The organism is Yersinia sp. 1252 StPb PI, from assembly GCF_048593885.1.
GTDB classification, from domain to species: Bacteria; Pseudomonadota; Gammaproteobacteria; order Enterobacterales; family Enterobacteriaceae; genus Yersinia; species Yersinia enterocolitica_E.
The window spans coordinates 13800-34396 of record NZ_JAZGQE010000036.1; the positions used below are offsets into that span (position 1 = coordinate 13800).

Genomic DNA, 20597 nt, shown 5'->3' on the forward strand with positions numbered 1-20597 from the left:
ACAGTTTTATTATCATTCTTTAGGATCTTTGCCTAAGCGTATTGCCGCACGGCGTTTTAATAACCCAAACATGCTCACACCAATGATGACTGAGATCAGTAAAGCAAGTAACGCCAAAATCACGATATGCTGACTGGCATACCAGATAATCATTTGATACCAAGGCAGCTCACCACGAGGGAATTGCTCGCCAACACTAAAACTGCGCACACCATTTTCATTGGTAATAATCGCCAGATCGCCACGCACGCCGGCATTAACCGTCGATAACTTCAAATCGCCGTGAATACTCGCTAATTGATCATCACCTGTTGCGGTTGCCAGCACCACGACCTTCTGCGGATTCCAGCCAGAACGGAAACTCAGGAAGCCGCGCCAGTTATCCGTCGATGAAAGGTAGCGATCGGCCTCAACTTGCTGGCGGAACCAAACCCCAGTGAGGTAATCCGCCAACTTTTCTAACGTCGACGGTTCTTTCACTGATAGCACACCATTTTCCAGGCCAAATGATGTCGCGGTTAATAGTGTTTGGGTGAAATCAGCATGGTCTAATGTCGACACCACCAAAATATCGTTATCAGCAAACAGTGAAATATCTTTTTCATTTGCGGACACGCCCAGCTTCACCTTGACGTGGATAACTGGCTTTCCGGTTGAATTACCGGCACGAGCAACAAGACCAAGTAATGTACGAACTTCTGTTTTGCTTGGTTTTTCGGGCAATAATACCAAGGTTTGTGAGAAATCAGCCAAGCGGGTGAAAGGGAAGGATGCGCCGACAAAATACGAAAGATTAGGCAACAGGGTAAAGTGATGGGTGTGACTCAGGTCAATATAAGAATCAGGTTCGATACGACTCTTAATATTATTGTTGTTTAGTAGATTACAGGGGGTTCCGGCTTTCGGATTAATCGCGAAATAGAACTCTAACTGGTTATCACCATAAATCAGATAAGGAGCCAAACGCAGGGTATAACTCTCCTGACGAGTATCGCCACCAACCGCCCGCCACAGGGACTCAATCAACCCCTTCTTATTTACCGGCAGGTTATACAAGAAAATATTGTTAATCGATACGTTAAGTTGAGAGCTATTTTCATCAATCCAGTCTTCAATCGGGAAACGGTAACCGATATGGATGGGTATAGTTTCTCCATCCCACATAAATAGATCGGGTGCCGCCCGGAAATCAACATGAATACCGTCATGATAAATACCATTAGCAGTCAAAGCATCGAGATTTGGCACTAAAGATTTAAGTAATACGGGATGTTCAGTATTAATCCAGCGCGGGGCGTCATAGGGAATGCTACGCGGGATAGCTTGCGCTTTAACACTTAGGCTACTCGCCTCTGGCGGTAATGGCTCAGAAGTTAAACGCCATGCAGCCTGACGCAACTCCTCCTCATTATTGCCAATAACCAAGAGTAATTTAGCCACCGGGTTGTGCGGGTTATCAATCAATTGCAGACTTGGGCCGGTGCTTTGCGGTAACACAAAATCACCGATATGCTCACCCGGCTTACCAAATAAAATACCATTACCTTCGGGTAGTGAATCAAATTGTACCGGGAAATCAATATCACGGTAATTAGCCTGATAACCAAACCATGAAGCAACACCGGCGGCAGCACCAATCACATCAGCACGAATATTAGCCGGGAATGCCATAACCACTTTGGTCTCTTTCATCTGCATGGCATCAAAGAATGGCCGGGGGAATAGCCCCAAATTCTTGCCAATATTCAGTTGTTGCCCTTCTAATTGAATACTTGAGGTCGGTAAAATACTGACCCAAAATTTATTCAATTGATCTGTTTCACACTGCAATACCGTGTTGTCACCGGTAATACTCATACTTAGATTATTGGTCGCGACCACCATCGCCGCAGGGACATCAACTTGGTATATCGCGCTGTTTTCACTTGACGGCGTTAGCGGCAATGTCCCTAACGGCTGCCCGTTCAGCATTAACTGTAAGCTGTAATTCTTGCCAGCCAGCTCTGATGATAATTTTAGCGCCAGAGATAGTTTTGCATTGGTAATCACCAAATCATTGGGTAACGTGAAAACAATGCCTGATTGCAATTGACCGCCACTTAACAGCAACCCATTGGGCTGCCCCATATCTTTAATGGTAATCGTGGTATTCACTATCGCGTTGTATGAGGCCGGGCGGGTCACCACCACCGGGTTATCAACTACGGGTATCGGTAGGGTTGAATCATACAAAGGGCGGTTTTCAGGGGCGCTGGCGATTTGCGGGTAATTATCAACCGCAGGAGCCGCCGCCCCAGCGGTTGAGTCATCACTGTTCGGCCGAGGTAATAAAGGGAAATCTCCCGCAGTGGCTGCATCTTCAGTTTGCTGTTCCTGGCCCGCGACACGATTAGTGTCTACAGCAAACCCATTGATGGGAAAAAATGCCAGAGAACACGCGGCCACCACACCTGTAAACCACAATGACGGCAATATCTTGCTCAATATCCCTTTCATGCCGCATTTCCTTTTTTCTGGAGGGCCAGCTTTCTTTTTCTAGCCCGACGTTGCTTCCACGGCAGATAAAAGAGTTCGAAGGCACAACGAATAATGCTGAGTAATGAATGTAATGGTCGATCCTGAGGGTAAGGCTCGGTAATCCAGGCATCTGCACGGGCCAACACAATACGAACCAGTTCCCGACGTTTAACCAGTGGAATATCACCAAACATCAACCGCACAGCACCTGGCTCAACATCAATAAGCGTGACAGGTAGACTGACAGCACCGCGTTGTAACATCAGCTCCACCTCTTCAATACCCTCAGTTGGGAAATGTTGGTCTTTAATCGCCAGACGAACCCCGCCCATTGACAAGTCCAGGGTGTGAGTACGCAGTGATATGCCATTACTATAATGAATAATGGCCGGTAACTGGACGTCAATGCGGATCGTTTTACGTGTCTGACGAGTCTCGCGCGCAACAGAAATAGCCGCAAATAATAGAATGACACTGAAAGTAGCCCAGGCGATATTAAGTGCAATTACATTCGGATTAACCCCAAAATAATCTGGCAATGCTACGCGCACTAATCCCCATATAATGCCGAGCAACATCAGAACAACTGCAATAATATGCGGGCGAACAATATTGAAATCGAAATAACTCTTATCCAGTAGGTCGCCTTTATCCGTCACGTTAAACTTGCCACGTTTTGGTGAAATCATCGTAACGATGGTTGGAATAACCAAATGGAATGCCATTACGGTTTCATAAACTTCACCCCAGAAAGAGTAGCGGAAGCGGCCATTACTGCGTGAGTTGATGGCAATAGACATAATTAAATGGGGCAAAACATAGGCGAAAATCAATTCGGCTGACGAGGCAATAATACTCTGGTTAAAGAGAAGATAGCCCAGTGGCGCGAGTAAAAAGACCACGCGTGGCAAACCAAATTGGTAATAAATCATGGCGTTGAGATAACACAAACGCTGAGGAAGGCTCAGCCCACGCCCTAACAAGGGATTATCCACACGGAAAATTTGTGTCATCCCCCGCGCCCAACGGGTCCGTTGGATCACATGTAACGCCAAACGTTCAGTCGCCAACCCCGCGGCTAGTGGGATGGAAATAAAGGCTGAGTTCCAACCTAAACGCTGTAATTTCAGCGCAGTATGGGAGTCTTCGGTGACTGTTTCTACCGCAAAACCACCAATTTCATCTAATGCCTTACGGCGAATAACAGCACAAGAACCGCAGAAAAATGCCGCATTCCAGTTATCGTTCCCTTGCTGAATAGGGCCATAAAAAAGTGCCCCTTCATTAGGAACAGAACGGCCTGTTGATAGATTGCGCTCAAACGGATCGGGGGAGTAAAAGTAGTGTGGTGTCTGGAGCAGCGCCAACCGCTTATCAACCAGGAACCCACCCACCGTGGCCTGTAAAAAACCGCGGGTAGCTACGTGGTCACAATCAAAAACGCAGATTAACTCCCCCTGCGTAATCTTCATCGCATGGTTAAGGTTACCGGCTTTAGCATGGCGGTTATCATTTCGAGTGATATAACCAACCCCTACATCCGCAGCAAATACAGCGAACTCAGTTCGTTTTCCGTCATCCAATACATATATTTTTATTTTTTCTTTTGGGTAATCAATACATTGGGCTGCCAGAATCGTATCTCTAACCACATCCAGACTTTCATTATAGGTAGGAATGTAAACATCAACCGTTGGCCATAAATCGGTATTCTCAGGCAGCGGTTCAATCGTTCGTTTTAATGGCCAAATAGTCTGTAAATAACTAAGACTTAGAATAATCCAGATGTAAAGTTCTGCACTATAAAGAAGTATGCCTAATATTGTCTCGGTTACAGAACCAAAATGAAGCGTTTCAGTCGTGCGCCAATAAATATATCGGGATGACATCAAAAATGACAATACTGTCATTACTATTGTTACTTTTCTGCTTTTACTTATGCCAAGTAAAAAGAACGCAGCAATACTGAATAATGCAAAAATGTACTGCTTCTCACTGTCCATTGGTGTAACAACAACCAAGATAGCGATTGGCAATAACAGTAACAGCAGAAGATAAAATTGAATTTTCTTCATCTTGAATTCAGCCAGTATTTAATAGAAGTCATGTTTAGGCGTAGAGTAAACTTCTCCCCCGCCGATCTTTATTCCCAAAATAGCTGCAACTTTTTTACTAATAAGCTCAATATCAAATGCGGCAGCTGACACGGGGCTGAAATCAATAATTGAACGTTGAGAAGCATTCGCTTCTGGCACACATTCATCCCGATGAATCATTCCTAACAATTTATCGCCCAGACGTTGCTCAAAGAATTGTGAGACATCATGGCTGAGTTGACGACGATTATCACTTTGATTAACAACAAAATAGGTTCCCATTTTATTATCTAAAGGGGCGCCGATAAGTTTGCCTTTCTCTATTTGAGGTAATAAAGATAAAGATGCAGTGTCTGCCAACATCACCACCAAATGCATATCCGCAATCCCTTGCATTGCTTTTAACGCCGGGCTTGGTCCCGGCGGAAAATCAGCGATAACCACTAATCCAGGATAATTAAGGACTGAATGTAGCCCCCGTTGTAAAAAATGCGGATCAGCCGTTAATTCATGCTCGAAAGCCAGACGTTGCGCTTCATCCACCTCGCCATAAGGCAAGACAAAGGTATTCGTTCCCGCTTTAAGGATAAATTGGCTCCAGTCAGATGCATTACCTGACTCAGAAACATAACCACGTTCATCCGACAAAGGGACACCAAAGTGCAAGCGCAGAGCATTTTGTACATCGAAATCAATAAGTAAAACCTTGCTACCACTACGTGCCAGTGAGTGCGCCAAATTGGCTGCAAAAGTAGTTTTACCGACACCACCTTTCGGTGAACATACACAAACTAACGGCATAAGGCGATGCTCTCTAACAACGTTTGTAAAGGAATATCCCGCGCTGACTCGGCAAAAACAACCTGCTCTTTGGGTGGTTCTTTTTGTGAAAAAATGTTTTTAAATTCAGTTTTTTTACCTGATTCCAACGGGCCAGTTGGTGAGGATGAAAATTGTGTCGTAAGTATAGGTTTAGAAACCGCTTGCGGTATAGCAGGTTCGTTTAAATTGACTGGCTGCGGAGCTAGAGTATGGGCAACCGGTGGCGCAGGAAACAGTGATCGCATTGCGGCTGGCCGGTTTGTTACCTCGGTATTTAGCAGAGGATCACTATTTATAGCGCGAGGTTCACTCATCACGTTTAACACATCAGGCTCGGCGAACTCAGTGGCTGAAACAAGCTGAGGTGTCGGCTGCGTAGTTCGGCCATTTTCTAAAAATGAATCATTGTCTTGTGAAGCTAACTGTTTAATAAGCGGCCATGAAAAAGCATCCGCTTGAACTTCTTTTTCAGAAATTTCTTTATAATCAATATCGTGCATGTCTATTTTATCTTTGAACTGCTTAATATCATCATATTTATTCATAAATAACACACCTATTTTGATACAAAGCTCTTAAAATAAATTTGCATCATGGTTTATTTTTTAAGGGTCGCCCACTAAAAAACTCCCCTGAATAATCTTGTTGACTCTGTAACTGATGATTGATATCGGTTTAATACTGACATTAGCATAATGTCAGTATTTATATAGATTATTAATACATTACGCAGTTCGTGACATCGGTGTTTGCGAGGGGAGAGGGAAAGAAAGATATTTGAAATTGTCACTGCCCCGCCATTTTTATGACAGGGGTTGAATGACTGGCCCAGAGGGGGCTAATTTTGCAGGGGAATTTGATAGAGCAAATTGATTAACACCAGTACGCCATAAAGTTCACGCAAGTACGGTCCAGACAGCGTTCACCAATCAGATAGCGGCGCAAAGCTTTCACTGTTGAGGATTCAGCCGCCACCCAGGCATAGAAACTACTGGCACCTTCGGCTCGCTCCCATAATACATCACCACCCAGACTATTCTCTGCTAATGATTGTGCCGCGACTTGCGCCGCAGCCGGAATTTGTACCCATTGACGTACCGCGTCAACTAACAAGCTGCCATGGGCGGGGTGATGCGGCGTATCACGTGGCAACCAGTAAACCTGCGCAAACGGAAATCGCTCAAGATTGATGCAATCACCCACCAGCGGTACCTCAAAAAAAGCTTGAACATGTGGAGGGTTAGCTTGTAATGCCAGCTGTTCCAAAATAGCCACCGCCGCCGGTAATGCTGTTTCGTCGGCAATCAGTAACGCCTGCATCATCTGCGCTGGCGGGATCCACTCATAACCGCCACTGTCAGATTGATACTCGGCATTCGGCGCAACAACCTGAATGGCATCGCCTGGTTTGGCATGTGTTGCCCAAGCCGATGCAGGGCCGGTCACGCCGTGCAAAACAAATTCCACGTCCATCTCGTTCTGCTCAGCACGCAATGCACGCAGTGTATAAGTGCGCATTATCGGTCGCTGCTCTTTCGGGATAGTCAGGTAATTACGATACCAATCGTCGCCTTTTGATACCTGAGTAATCAGACCGTTGTCTGCGGGCAATAGCAGTTTAATGCGCTGATCTGGCGCTTCAAGTTTCATACGATTGACTTCTGGCCCTTCAAATACGCAACGCAACAGTGACGGTGATATATTTTCTTTTACTTTCAATTTGATATCGAAAACTCGGTAGCTTGATGCGCCGGACATGACAGTTACTCTCCCGCAGAATGTGCTGTGACCCGATGCTGGCACCACAGCCAGCCACTTATGCCGCCCAACAGAACGGCCATCATCAGAGCCGCAGCAATCAACTGCGACTCACCGTAAAATTTTGCTACTAGCGGCACCATCAACGCACTCATGCCATAACCCAATGTATGGCTGGTCGCTATCACCCCGGAACCTTTGCCCGTGGATAATTTATCGTTCAGCATCAATTGGTAACCCGGCGTTGCCATCGCCGCACCGAAAGAAGCTAGCGCACACCCCGCATAGAATAATACCAATGGCTGGGTACACATCAATCCTAAACCACCTACCATGAATAACGCTGCCACCAGCAGAAGCTGAGAGGGGCTGAAACGTTGGGGGCGTACCACCAAAAACTGAGCCAACAAGGTACAACCCGCGGCCACGCTAAGCAAAATTGCCACATGGTGGCTCACCATGGTGGCTGAATGCCGGAATAATTGGTTTAAATGCGGTGCCAGACCAAGCTGCATCAGGTTGACGACTGCCGCCAGCAGCAGTGCACAGAGTAAATAGGGCAGCATGCTGAAACGTAAATGATTTTGTTGATGTGCAACCGGCGGCAATGGCGGATCATTATATTGGCAACAGACCACCAACAGTGCGATCAATGGTGCTATTGCCATCAACCACAGCGGTGCCATTGGGTGTATTGAGAGGGCAAGGGCGGCACAAAGTGGGCCAAGAAGACGACCACAACTCAAGCCTGAACTGATGGTAGCTAATGCAGCCATGCGCTGCTCATACACTGCGCGCTGCAAGGCCCAGGTCTGGCAGGCGGGCACCATGCCAGAGACTGTCAGGCCATAGATAATACGTGCCACAATCAGCCCACCCAGCCCGGCCATCTCCGGTAACCATCCCGCCGCTAAGCCCCATACCGCCAGCGTCAACAACACAAAACTTAGCAAGTAGCCAGCCAGCGCCATGATGACCACAAATTTACACCCACGAACCTCCGATTGCCGTCCCCACCACGGTGATCCGACCAAAAACAGCATGGACCCGAGGGTAAGTAAACCGGCCCACACCGACAGTGACAGATGTGTTCTGCTAACCAATACCGGTAACATGACCAATAAACCATTCTGCCCAATCCCCAGTAAGCCGGCACAAAAGGCTAACGGCCAATTAGAAGAAGGTATATGCCCGCTTGAACGTGTTTCAGACTGTGATGAAATTCGCATTAAAAGTGAATTAACCGTTAATAACATAGGGGATTTATGCATATTTAATAGAAAAACTGTATCATAAGTTAATTGATAATGATAAATATTATTGATATAAGAATGATTCTCAATTGAATCAAGAGTGGCATGGAATAATGACTATCCAGTTAGAAACCGCGACAACCGATGTGGCTGCGCAATGTTTCCTCAACGCATTGATGCGTGAAACCCGGGACTGGCAAATCCTTCCGACAGCAAACAATCAACCCTATCCACAGCTCCATATCCCTCTGTCATCGTCACAAGCTATTCGTATTGCTTTACGCCATATATCCCCAACACAACATCATCACTATCTGTTCCCAGCCTATCTATATCAGCAGGACGATGGCGCGGGTACGGCACTTGGCATGGAACAGTTGGTGACCTTGTTGTTGGATAAACCTGCAGTAAAAGGTGACCTGTCAGATGAGGTGGTTACACGTTTCCGCCAGCGGGTTCTGGAAAGTCATGACAACACCCAACAGGCAATTAATATTCGTCTGGATTGGCCGTCACTGCGCGATAAACCACTCAATTTTGCTCAGGCTGAGCAAGGCTTATTGGTCGGTCATGCCTTCCACCCGGCGCCAAAATCCCATGAACCCTTCAATGAAAAAGAGGCACATCGCTATCTGCCAGACTTTGCCGCTCGTTTTCCACTACGCTGGTTTGCCGTGGATAAACGCTTTTTGTGCGGTGAGAGTCTCACCCTGACACTGCAACAACGTCTGCAACGTTTTGCCAGCGAGAGTGCACCACAGCTACTGGCACACTTTACCGATGATATTTGGCTGCTGCCGATGCACCCCTGGCAGGCTGATCACCTGTTGTCCCAGGAGTGGTGCCAGCAGTTGGTACAACTGAATGCACTGCAAGACTTGGGTGAAGCAGGTGAACGCTGGCTGCCGACCAGTTCCTCCCGTTCGCTGTATAGCCCATCAAATCGCGACATGATCAAGTTTTCCCTCAGTGTCCGCCTGACCAACTCGGTACGTACGCTATCGGTAAAAGAAGCTAAACGTGGAATTCGCTTGGCCCGCCTGGCTCAAACCCCGCGCTGGCAAACATTACAAGCACGCTATCCAACCTTCCGGGTTATGCAGGAGGACGGTTGGGCCGGTTTATGTTCCGCTGATGGCACGGTGCAAGAGGAGAGCCTGATGGTGCTACGCGACAACCTGTTGTTCAGCCAGCCAGATGCTCAAACCAATGTACTGGTCACCTTGACTCAGGCCGCACCAGATGGAGGCGACAGTTTGCTGGTTGCCGCAGTGCGCCGTTTGGCGGCGCGTCTAAATCTTCCGCTACGCCAAGCCACCCACTGCTGGCTGGATGCCTATTGCCAACAGGTCTTATTACCACTGTTCAGCACCGAAGCTGATTACGGTTTGGTGCTATTAGCCCATCAGCAAAACATTCTGGTAGAAATGCAGCAAGACTTGCCGATCGGTATGTTGTATCGCGACTGTCAGGGCAGCGGCTTTACCCAAGATGCCACACCGTGGCTGGAAGAAATTGGCGAAGCCGAAGCGGAAAACCGCTTCACTGAACAACAACTACTGCGCTATTTCCCCTATTACTTGCTAGTCAACTCCAGTCTGGCTGTGACCGCCGCATTAGCGGCTGCCGGTTTTGACAGCGAAGAGAATCTGATGATGCGGGTCCGCGACGCACTCCATAACCTGCGGGCTACGGCTAAAAATACCCTTTGTTTGGATTACGTACTCGATAGCACGCATTGGAACTGCAAGGGTAATTTCTTCTGTTATCTGCATGACCACAATGAAAATACCATCGTTGATCCGGCAGTTATCTACTTTGATTTCGCAAACCCATTTCGTTTCCCTTACCAAGATCGCCTGGGAGTTGCCCAATGATGCCACAAGCTAAGTTGATGCACTCCGCAGGCAGTTTTCGCTGTGAACAGTTGGGAAAAAATCTGACCCTCAGCTTAGGGTTGGACGGCAGCGCGGTGTTGCACTCACCCGGACCATTGCCACCAGGCTGGCTGGTACCGGCATTGGATCAGTTGTTCGTTGCCGCACCGCAATTAACCGGTATTGCGTTGCCCTATGCCGAGTGGCGGGAAGAGCCGCAAGCACAAGCCGTGTTTGCCTTGAGCTATGGCGACTATCTGGCACGGGATCTATTTTATCAACTACCACTGTGGCTGGGAGCAAAACGCCATCGGGCGACTGATCAGATGCAGTATGACGCCGAGCGAGATATCTGGTTCCCACAACGTGCTGCGCGCCCTAACGGCGAAGTTTATCGCCGTTTCGATCCGCACATTAAACATACCCTGAGCTTCCGCTTACCGGAAATTGATCGCGACACAGAGCAGTTTACTCGCTGGATGAACTCGCCGCGCGTAGATGCTTTTTGGGAAATGAGTGGCCCGCTTGAGGTTCAGGCCGCGTATCTGCAACGTCAGTTGGATTCGCATTATTGCTATCCGCTCTTGGGTTGCTTTGACGATCAACCTTTTGGTTATTTCGAAGTTTATTGGGCAGCAGAAGACCGGATTGGTCGCCATTACCGTTGGCAGCCTTTTGATCGTGGACTACACATGCTGGTAGGTGAAGAGCGCTGGCGAGGAGCGCAATACATCCGCAGTTGGTTACGTGGCCTGACACACTATCTGTATCTGGATGAACCGCGCACAGCCCGGGTAGTAGCTGAGCCACGCGCCGATAACCAGCGCCTGTTCCGCCACCTGCCTGCCGCCGGCTACCACACCTTGAAAGAGTTTGATTTCCCGCATAAACGCTCGCGACTGATAGTGAATCAGCGCGCAGATTTCTTCCAAGAGGGTACGGTATGACCACTGACAATTACGCCAACTGGCAGCGCGTTAACCGTCAGATGATCGCCAAGATCCTGGCTGAACTGGAATATGAACGCACCCTGTGTGCCGCGCCAGCAGGCCAGGCATGGAGTATCACCTTGCCGGGTGCGGTTTATCGCTTTAGTGCCGAACGGGGTATCTGGGGCTGGCTGCATATTGACCCCGCCTCATTGCACTGCGAAGGAGTGCCGCTGACCACTGACCATATGCTACGCCAACTGGCTCAAGTGTTGCAGATGGACGATGCACAGGTTGCTGAACACCTGGAAGACCTCTATGCCACGCTGCGCGCAGACATGCAGTTACTCTCTGCCCGTCAGGGCATGAGTGCCGAACATCTGATTGCCCTTGATGCTGATGCACTTCAATGCCTGCTGGCTGGCCACCCGAAATTTATCTTCAACAAAGGCCGCCGTGGCTGGGGTCTAACCGCCCTGCATCACTACGCGCCAGAATATCAAGGGCAGTTCCGCCTGCATTGGGTCGCCGCCAAACGTGGCAGTTTTGTCTGGTGCGCGGATGCACAATTCCCGTTGGACAGGCTGCTCGACAGTGCGATGGATAGCACGGAACGCCAGCGATTTGAGCGCCACTGGCAGCAGCTCGCGTTGAATGACGACTGGGTACCGGTGCCCTTACACCCATGGCAGTGGCAGCAAAAAATCGCCCTGCACTTCCTACCACAATTAGCCGAAGGTGAATTGATCGAACTGGGTGAGTTTGGTGACCACTATCTGGCGCAACAATCATTACGTACCTTAACGAATGTCAGTCGCCGCGTGCCATTTGATATCAAATTGCCACTGACCATCTACAACACCTCTTGTTATCGCGGCATCCCCGGTAAATATATCAGCGCAGGTCCTGCGGCTTCGCATTGGTTACAGCAAGTCTTTGCACAAGACCCTACGCTACGGGCAAGCGGTGCTGAGATCCTCGGAGAACCCGCAGCCGGTTATATGATGCACCAGACCTATGCCACCTTGAGTAAAGCGCCCTATCGCTATCAGGAAATGCTCGGCGTGATTTGGCGAGAAAATCCGTCCTGCTATTTACAACCGGGCGAACAGGCAATTTTGATGGCAACCCTGATGGAAACCGATAATCAGGGGCATCCGTTGATTGCCGCCTATATTGCACGTTCGGGGCTGAGTGCCGAAGCCTGGTTAGAACAGATGTTTCGGGTGGTCGTGGTGCCAATGTACCACCTGATGTGTTGTTACGGTGTGGCACTGATCGCCCACGGCCAAAACATCACTTTGGTGATGAAAGACCACATACCGCAACGTGTGCTATTGAAAGACTTCCAGGGCGATATGCGCCTGGTTGATAAAGAGTTCCCGCAAGCGGCCTCACTGCCCAGTGTCGTGAAAGCCGTCACCGCACGCTTATCTGCCGACTACCTGATACACGACCTACAGACCGGGCATTTCGTCACCGTGCTGAGATTTATCTCACCACTGATGCATGTGTGTGGCATCAATGAACACCAATTCTATCAACTGCTGGCACAGGTACTGCAGCGCTACATGGCACAGCATCCAGACATGGCAGAGCGTTTTTCCCTATTTGATTTGTTTAAACCACAAATTATTCGTGTAGTCCTCAACCCGGTGAAACTCACCTATTCAGAGCAGGATGGTGGCAGTCGAATGTTGCCAAATTACTTGCAGGATCTGGATAACCCTCTTTATTTGGTCACCAAGGAGCTAGCCTAATGAATCAAACTTTAGATTTCATCGGCATTGGCATAGGCCCATTTAACCTCAGTATTGCCGCCCTCGGCAGCGAAGTTTCTGGCTTTAACAGCAAATTCTTTGAGCGTAAATCACACTTTACCTGGCACCCCGGCATGATGGTGCCAGATTGCCACATGCAGACCAGTTTTTTGAAAGATTTGGTCAGTGCGGTGTCGCCAACCAATCCCTATAGCTTCCTTAACTACTTAGTCCAAAGGAAGAAATTCTACCGATTCCTGACGACTGAGCACCGAACGGTTTCACGGGAAGAGTTTGCAGACTACCTCAGTTGGGCTGCCCATGGGTTAAGCTCGCTAGAGTTCAGCCAAGATATTCAGAGTGTGGATTTTGACGACCAGCAGCGCCATTTTGTCGTGACCACAACACGCAATGTCTACCATGCCCGCCATGTTTGTCTGGGGATCGGCAAACGTATCAAGTTGCCGGAATGTGTCGGCGAGCAAAACGATCGCTGTTTCCATGCCAGTGAAATGGCACTGCGCAATCCCGATCTGGCCGGTAAACGAGTCACCATCGTCGGTGGTGGTCAGAGTGGAGCTGACCTGTTCCTCAACATCTTCCGCGCTGAGTGGGGCCAACCGAAACAGTTAGATTGGATTTCACGCCGGAATAATTACAACGCACTGGATGAAGCCGCTTTTGCCAATGAGTACTTCACCCCGGAATACGTTGACGGTTTCTATACTCTGAACGACAACGCCAAGCAACATATGCTGGCTGAACAGAAAATGACGTCTGACGGCATTACCAGTGAGTCGCTACTGGCTATTTACCGTGCTATGTATCATCAGTTTGAGGTGTTACGTGAAAAGCCCTGGGCGCGCCTGCTCCCTAGCCGCTCACTGACAGCGATGCATCCGCAAGGTAACGGTTACCAATTAGTCACCCATCACCATCTCGATCAGGGCAAAGAAACCTTTGACAGCGACGTGACTATCTTCGCGACCGGTTATCAACAGGAACGTCCGGCATTCCTTAAACCACTGGCCAGCCGCCTGATGACCACTGCCGATTATCAATACCGCATGGCTCCCGACTTCACCCTCGATTGGCGAGGCCCACACGATAACTGCTTATTTGCAGTCAACGCCGGTATGCATAGCCACGGCATTGCAGAACCGCAGCTCAGCCTGATGGCTTGGCGATCGGCGCGTATTCTCAACCGGGTTTTAGGTCGTGAACAGTTCGATTTAACATCCACTCCGGCGGTGATCCAATGGCGCAGCCAGCCGCCGGCCGTTATCCCCCGCACAGATCCCCTCGTCCTTGAAACCGCAGGGGGGTTAGCTGCGCGCGCGAATCACTTGACTGAGTAAGCTCATCGGGATGTGTTTGCAGGCTGCCTGGCTGCAACTCCAATGAGTTTGGGTTTAGAACAATCGTTAAACCAACTTTAATTTTTAACATAACCTCTAATATGGGAAAAAGAGAATAACAATGAAACGCAGACACCTCTGGGTATTAAATCCGTGCCTGTTAGCTATGCTCGCGCCCGCAGCATGGGCAGAAGATCAAATGGTAGTTTCTGCCAGCCGCTCACACCGCAGCGTGGCCGAAATGGCACAAACCACCTGGGTGATTGAAGGTCAGGAACTCGAACAACAAGTTCAAGCTGGCAAGGAAATCAAAGATATTTTGGCGCAATTGATTCCTGGCATGGATGTTAGCAGTCAGGGCCGGACCAACTACGGCATGAATATGCGTGGCCGATCAATGATGGTAATGATCGATGGCGTGCGCCTGAACTCTTCACGCAGCGACAGCCGTCAGCTTGACGCCATAGATCCGTTTAATATTGGGCATATAGAAGTTATCTCCGGTGCCACTTCGCTTTACGGTGGCGGTAGCACTGGCGGCTTGATCAATATTGTGACCAAAAAAGGTCAGGAAGAAAAACAGGTCGAACTACAAGTTGGCGGCAAAACCGGTTTTAACAGCCATAACGATCACGATGAGAATATCGGGGCTGCGGTGAGCGGCGGGAATGAGCAAGCATTCGGTCGTTTTTCTGTTTCCTATCAACGTTATGGCGGCTGGTATGACGGTAAAGGCGATGAGGTGTTGATCGATAATACCCAGACCGGCCTGCAATATTCCGGCCGCCTTGATGTGATGGGCACAGGTACCTTCAACATTGATGACCATCAGCAATTGCAGTTGACCACCCAGTATTTCAACAGCGAATCCGATGGCAAACACGGATTATATCTGGGGGAAAACTTCTCGGCAGTGACGGGTACCGGCCAGGCATCTAACAGCGGCAATCTGAACTCAGATCGTATTCCAGGCACTGAGCGCCATCTCATCAACCTGCAATACTCCAATACCGACTTTTGGGGTCAGGATTTGGTAGCACAGGTGTTTTACCGTGATGAATCATTGACCTTTTATCCGTTCCCAACCCTGAACAAAGCAGGTACTGCGGTAACCAGTATCGGTGCATCACAGCAGAAAACCGATTTTTACGGCGGTAAACTGACGCTAAACAGTAAACCTATCGACAGCCTCACGCTGACTTATGGTGTCGACGTGGAGCATGAAAGCTTCAACGCCAATCAGCAGTTCTTCAATCTGGCACTGGCACAACAGTCTGGCGGGATGACCTTACAAAATGCCTACAATGTTGGCCGTTACCCAAGTTACACCACCACCAATCTCGCGCCGTTCCTGCAAACCAGCTATGACATCAACCCCATCTTTACCCTGAGTGGTGGCGTACGTTATCAATACACCGAGAACAAGGTTGATGATTTCGTTGGCTATGCGCAACAACAAGCTATTGCTAACGGCAGCGCGACCTCAGCAGATGCAGTGCCAGGCGGGAAAACGGATTACAACAACGTCCTGTTCAATGCCGGTTTGCTGGCGCATCTGGCACAAAGCCAGCAGACGTGGTTCAACTTCTCTCAAGGGTTTGAGATCCCCGATCTGGCGAAATATTACGGCTCCGGGACCTATCAGTTGGTCAACGGCCACTACCAACTGCAAAAAAGCGTCAACGTAAATGACTCCAAGCTGGAGGGTATTAAGGTTAATGCTTATGAATTGGGCTGGCGCTATACGGGTGATAACCTGCGTACTCAAATCGCCGGTTACTACTCTCTGTCTGACCAAACTATTGCCATCAACAAAACAGACATGACCATCAGTGTGTTGCCGGACAAACGCCGGATCTACGGGGTTGAAGGCGCGGCGGATTATTTCTTCGAAGACAGCGAATGGAGCACCGGAGCAACATTTAACCTGATTAAATCTGAGACCAAAACTGACGGCAAGTGGCAGAAACTCACTGTTGATACCGCCAGTCCGTCGAAAGCCACCGCTTATATTGGTTGGGCGCCGGGTGATTGGAACCTGCGAGTACAATCCCAGCAGACCTTCGATGTGTCAGACAGTAAAGGCCGTAAACTTGATGGTTATAACACGATTGATTTCCTGAGCAGCTACACCTTGCCAGTGGGTAAAATCAGCTTCAGCATCGAAAACCTGCTGGATAAAGAGTACACCACCGTTTGGGGCCAGCGCGCACCAATTCTGTATAGCCCCACCTACGGAGCACCTGATCTCTATACCTATAAAGGACGTGGCCGTACCTTTGGTGTGAACTACTCTGTGTTGTTCTAATCACGGGATAAAAACGGGCGTAAATATACAGTTACGCCCGTTTTTCACCTTAACGATAATAGACCGCGATATGCTGATCTTGTACTTTTTCGATACGGATTTTTATATCGAAAATCTCTTCAAGAATATTGGGTTGCATAATCTCTGCGGGTGCCCCTCGATAAATAACCTCACCATTCTTCATCGCAATAATGTGGTCAGAATATGCAGAAGCAAAATTGATATCGTGGATAACGAGAATAATGGTTTTGTGCAATTCATCTGCGGCACGCCGCAATTGTTTCATCATCGCAACGCAATGTTTCATATCTAAATTATTTAATGGCTCATCCAGCAGGATATATTTTGTATCCTGACAAAGCACCATTGCTACATAGGCGCGTTGCCGTTGCCCACCCGAAAGCTCATCAAGATAGCGATCCTTCAGCGGCACCAGATTAAGAAACTCCATCGCAGCATCAATATACTGACGGTCATTTTCGTTGAGCCGCCCTTTTGAATAGGGATAGCGCCCGAAGCCAACCAAATCTGCTACAGTCAGGCGGCTGGTGAAGTGATTTTCCTGACGTAAAACTGACAAAATAGTCGCCAGTTTATCGCCAGAGGTTTTTGCCACATCCAAACCATTAAACAGCACACTACCAATATCAGGCGCCAGCAACCGGCTCATAATCGACAATAACGTAGATTTGCCAGCACCGTTTGGTCCAATGATTGAAGTAACACCACCAGAAGGAATGCTCTCATTTATATTATTGAGAACCGCTGTATCCTGGTATTTTTTATTAATGTCATTAATTTCAATCATACCGGAGCCTTTTTTATTAAAAGATAAATAAACAGCGCACCACCGACAAACTCAATAACCACCGATAATGTCCCAGACATATTCAGTAAGCGCTCCAAAATCAATTGCCCACCAACCAATGTAATAGTTCCCAGCAGAAAAACACCGGGTAGCAAATATTGATGGCGGAATGAACCAACAATTGGATAAGCCAAATTAGCGATAAGCAAACCTAAAAATGTCAGCGGCCCCACCAGTGCTGTAGAGATGGCGACCAACAGCGAGACCAGCAGCAAAATAGTGGTTATCTTTTTCTGATAGGCAACGCCGAGATTAATTGCGGTATTTCGACCAAGCGCGATAATATCGAGGCAATGGCGCATGCGCCAAACAATAAGGCCCACAATCACAACTATCCCCGTAGAAACGGCAATAATCTCTGCGGGCGCTCGGGTAAAGGTGGCAAATACCCTCCCCTGCAATATGGCAAACTCCCCCGGCGAAAGAAGACGTTGCATCAGGCTCGATAGACTGCGGAACAACGTGCCACAAACCAAGCCAACCAGCAGCACCTTATGCAGATTGATCCCCACACCGGTCAGTAACCAACGGTAAAGAAACACCGAGAACAATAACAGCAGTGCCGACTCACAGAGAAATTTCCCCGTAATACCTAACACTCTGAAACCATTGGCATCAACAAAAAACACCAACATGGTCTGGATGAGAATAAACAGTGCTTCTAATCCCATCACTGATGGCGTCAAAATACGGTTATTGGTTACTGTTTGGAATAAGACAGTGGCAACTCCCGCAGCAAAGGCCACCAACAGCATGGTGGCTAGAATAAGACCGCGATGCACCAGAATATACTGGATGTTGCTCCCCAGATTAATTGTCATGAAGATGACAATCGCAGCGACGGCAATAATGCTCAACAGTAACAACCGCTTTGCCGGTATGCTTAATGCCCGATTTGCGCCCTGAAGCCAATTCTCTTTTGATGAATACTCATTAACCTGCATGGCGTTTTGTCCTAACAATTAATAATAGGAAAACCAGTGCACCAATCGCGCCCAGAATAACGCTGGCAGGGATTTCAAATGGGTAGCTAATTAATCGACCGATAATATCGCATAACACGACCAGACCACCGCCACAAAGACTCACCCAAGGTATGGTTCGGCGCAGGTTATCTCCCATCGCCATACTGACAATATTGGGTACAATCAAACCGAGAAAAGGAAGCACGCCAATCACGACCACAACCACGCCGCTGATGATGGCTATAATGGACATTCCCGTCAGCATAACACGTTGATAATTTAGCCCAACATTGACCGAGAAATCCCGCCCCATGCCTGCCACGGTAAAACGATCGGCGATTAGGCAGGCAATCAGCGTTAAGGCTCCCACTATCCACAACAACTCATAGCGACCCTGCAAGACACCCGAGAAATCACCAGACTCCCAACTGCCCAACGATTGCAGGAGATCAAACTCCATCGCCACAAAGGTTGTTACTGCACTAAATACAGCCCCCAGCATAATCCCGGTCAGCGGCACCATCAGCGCTGATTTCATCCGCATTCGCGCCAACAACATCATAAAAAGGGCAGTCCCCCCCATCGCGAATACCGTAGCCACCAACATTTTCACCATCACCGGAGCCGATGGACTGAAAACCATGACCAACAATAAACCAAGGCTGGCGGACTGGGTCGTACCCGCAATAGAAGGTTCGACAAAACGGTTCTGCGTCAGCATCTGCATGATGAGACCAGCAACACTCATGGCGCTGCCAGCAAGGACTAATGCCAGCGTCCGTGGCACCCGGCTAAGTATAAAGATGTCGCGCATATCGGGATCCGACCAGACATCAGCAAAAGTGACATGGCCGGCACCGATAAACAGGCTACAGATCATCAGGCCCAGTAAAATAACCAGGCCAACTAGAAAGCTAAGATTCTTCATCAGTGAAAATTACTGCGCTGGCGCTGATTTATCCAACACAGCACTGACCTTATCCATCAGTTTTGTATAACTCTGTACGCCACCGGCAATATAGAGCGAGGAGGAGTCGAGATAGATAACCTGATCATTCTGCCATGCTTTGGTTTTATGGATCAGTGGGTTATCAAGAATCTGTTGTGCCGATTGGCCTTCAGTACGCCCAATGGCATTGTCTCTATCCAGTACAAACAACCACTCAGGATTAGCATTGAGAATGAATTCAGAGGTCACTACATTCCCATGACTACCCGTTTGTTCGAAAGTGGCCGCAGGGGTGAAACCTAACTCATCAAACACAAAACCGAAACGGGAGCCAGGCGTGTAAGCTGACATTTTCCCGCCGCTGACCATCACTACCATGGCTGATCCGGCATTAGCTGATTTTTGCTTTATCTCATTTATCTGAGATGAGAATTTGCCCAGCAGTGCCTTCGCTTCTTCTTCTTTACCAAAGATAGAGGCCAGTTGCTCAGTACGCTGAGTCAGACTCTGGGTAAAGTGCTTGGTATCGACATCAAGTGCGATAGTCGGTGCGATAGCGCTAAGTTTGTCATAAGCATCATGAGCACGGCCACCGGCAATGATCAGGTCAGGTTTAGCCTGACTTAATGCCTCGTAATCGGGTTCAAATAATGTGCCAGCATTCAGGTATTCAGTGCCGCTGTATTTGGATAAAAATGCGGGTAGATGAGTACTGGTTTGCGGGACACCTGCCACCTTAATGTTCAGGGCATCGGCAGTATCGAGCACGGATGGGTTCAGTATGATGACTTTTTGCGGGTTTAGTGGAACCTGAGTGGTTCCTTGCGCATGCTCAATACTGATTTTGGCTGATTCTTCTGGCGCGGCAGATGAATCATCACACCCTGTCATCGCAACAGTTGCGGCCAGTAATGACGAAAATAAAGCTAGACGTAATTGCATTTTCTCTCCTGAAAAGTGGGGATGTAAATATCCTTGAGTGCTAACGCTAATGATTTGCATTACTAATGTCGGAATGATACCCATCTATGCATACGATGAACAGGTTCTGTCATCAAGCTTCTGATAAATTGACAGGATTAATAGATCGCTTAGATACATTTGGCAGGGTTAATACACAGAAGAAAAAATCGTAAC

The 20597-nt window shown here is 48.5% G+C and carries 15 protein-coding genes; 5 read left to right on the plus strand and 10 right to left on the minus strand.

Features of this window, described 5'->3' with window-relative positions; genetic code table 11:
- Nucleotides 1–12 precede the first annotated feature (12 nt).
- The 6 genes from bcsB to V2A85_RS07935 all read right to left on the minus strand — a co-directional run bounded on the left by bcsB (nt 13) and on the right by V2A85_RS07935 (nt 8422).
- Nucleotides 13–2496 (minus strand): cellulose biosynthesis cyclic di-GMP-binding regulatory protein BcsB, encoded by a 2484-nt coding sequence (gene bcsB, locus V2A85_RS07910; RefSeq protein WP_420071207.1) that lies wholly within the window; start codon nt 2494–2496, stop codon nt 13–15.
- Nucleotides 2493–4592 carry a UDP-forming cellulose synthase catalytic subunit gene (gene bcsA, locus V2A85_RS07915; protein WP_372560567.1) on the minus strand — a complete coding sequence of 700 codons (2100 nt, stop codon included), beginning with the start codon at nt 4590–4592 and terminating at the stop codon, nt 2493–2495. The genes bcsB and bcsA overlap by 4 nt, the downstream gene beginning before the upstream one ends.
- Nucleotides 4593–4610: 18 nt before the next feature.
- The gene (bcsQ, locus tag V2A85_RS07920; RefSeq protein ID WP_372560566.1) at nt 4611–5414 is read right to left on the minus strand and encodes a cellulose biosynthesis protein BcsQ; all 804 of its coding nucleotides are present in this window, start codon (nt 5412–5414) and stop codon (nt 4611–4613) included.
- Nucleotides 5405–5980: a cellulose biosynthesis protein BcsO gene (gene bcsO / locus V2A85_RS07925; RefSeq protein ID WP_420071208.1), complete on the minus strand. Its 576-nt coding sequence runs from the start codon at nt 5978–5980 to the stop codon at nt 5405–5407. Before bcsO ends, bcsQ begins: the two co-directional genes overlap by 10 nt.
- Before the next feature lie 328 nt (nt 5981–6308).
- Nucleotides 6309–7193 carry a siderophore-interacting protein gene (locus V2A85_RS07930; protein ID WP_372560564.1) on the minus strand — a complete coding sequence of 295 codons (885 nt, stop codon included), beginning with the start codon at nt 7191–7193 and terminating at the stop codon, nt 6309–6311.
- 5 nt (nt 7194–7198) lie between these two features.
- Nucleotides 7199–8422 (minus strand): MFS transporter, encoded by a 1224-nt coding sequence (locus tag V2A85_RS07935; protein WP_420071209.1) that lies wholly within the window; start codon nt 8420–8422, stop codon nt 7199–7201.
- A gap of 137 nt (nt 8423–8559) precedes the next feature.
- Here V2A85_RS07935 and V2A85_RS07940 point away from each other — a divergent pair, with 137 nt between their 5' ends.
- From V2A85_RS07940 to V2A85_RS07960, 5 genes are all read left to right on the plus strand, one after another.
- Nucleotides 8560–10323 carry an IucA/IucC family protein gene (locus V2A85_RS07940; protein ID WP_420071210.1) on the plus strand — a complete coding sequence of 588 codons (1764 nt, stop codon included), beginning with the start codon at nt 8560–8562 and terminating at the stop codon, nt 10321–10323.
- Complete coding sequence (locus V2A85_RS07945; protein WP_372560561.1) at nt 10320–11270, plus strand: GNAT family N-acetyltransferase; 951 nt, start codon at nt 10320–10322, stop codon at nt 11268–11270. The genes V2A85_RS07940 and V2A85_RS07945 overlap by 4 nt, the downstream gene beginning before the upstream one ends.
- Nucleotides 11267–13012: an aerobactin synthase IucC gene (gene iucC / locus V2A85_RS07950; protein ID WP_420071211.1), complete on the plus strand. Its 1746-nt coding sequence runs from the start codon at nt 11267–11269 to the stop codon at nt 13010–13012. The genes V2A85_RS07945 and iucC overlap by 4 nt, the downstream gene beginning before the upstream one ends.
- Nucleotides 13012–14370, plus strand: coding sequence for a lysine N(6)-hydroxylase/L-ornithine N(5)-oxygenase family protein (locus V2A85_RS07955; RefSeq protein ID WP_372560559.1), 1359 nt, complete (start codon nt 13012–13014; stop codon nt 14368–14370). The genes iucC and V2A85_RS07955 overlap by 1 nt, the downstream gene beginning before the upstream one ends.
- 121 nt (nt 14371–14491) lie before the next feature.
- Nucleotides 14492–16678: a TonB-dependent siderophore receptor gene (locus V2A85_RS07960; RefSeq protein WP_420071212.1), complete on the plus strand. Its 2187-nt coding sequence runs from the start codon at nt 14492–14494 to the stop codon at nt 16676–16678.
- A gap of 49 nt (nt 16679–16727) precedes the next feature.
- Here V2A85_RS07960 and V2A85_RS07965 read toward each other — a convergent pair whose 3' ends face one another.
- Genes V2A85_RS07965 through V2A85_RS07980 form a run of 4 tightly spaced genes read right to left on the minus strand, consistent with a single transcriptional unit; the run spans nt 16728 to nt 20402 of the window.
- Nucleotides 16728–17486, minus strand: a complete 759-nt coding sequence (locus V2A85_RS07965; protein WP_372560557.1) for an ABC transporter ATP-binding protein — start codon at nt 17484–17486, stop codon at nt 16728–16730.
- Complete coding sequence (locus tag V2A85_RS07970; protein ID WP_420071213.1) at nt 17483–18490, minus strand: iron chelate uptake ABC transporter family permease subunit; 1008 nt, start codon at nt 18488–18490, stop codon at nt 17483–17485. Before V2A85_RS07970 ends, V2A85_RS07965 begins: the two co-directional genes overlap by 4 nt.
- Nucleotides 18480–19439 (minus strand): ABC transporter permease, encoded by a 960-nt coding sequence (locus tag V2A85_RS07975; RefSeq protein WP_083162523.1) that lies wholly within the window; start codon nt 19437–19439, stop codon nt 18480–18482. Before V2A85_RS07975 ends, V2A85_RS07970 begins: the two co-directional genes overlap by 11 nt.
- 9 nt (nt 19440–19448) lie before the next feature.
- Nucleotides 19449–20402, minus strand: coding sequence for a siderophore ABC transporter substrate-binding protein (locus V2A85_RS07980; protein WP_083162521.1), 954 nt, complete (start codon nt 20400–20402; stop codon nt 19449–19451).
- Nucleotides 20403–20597: the final 195 nt, after the last annotated feature.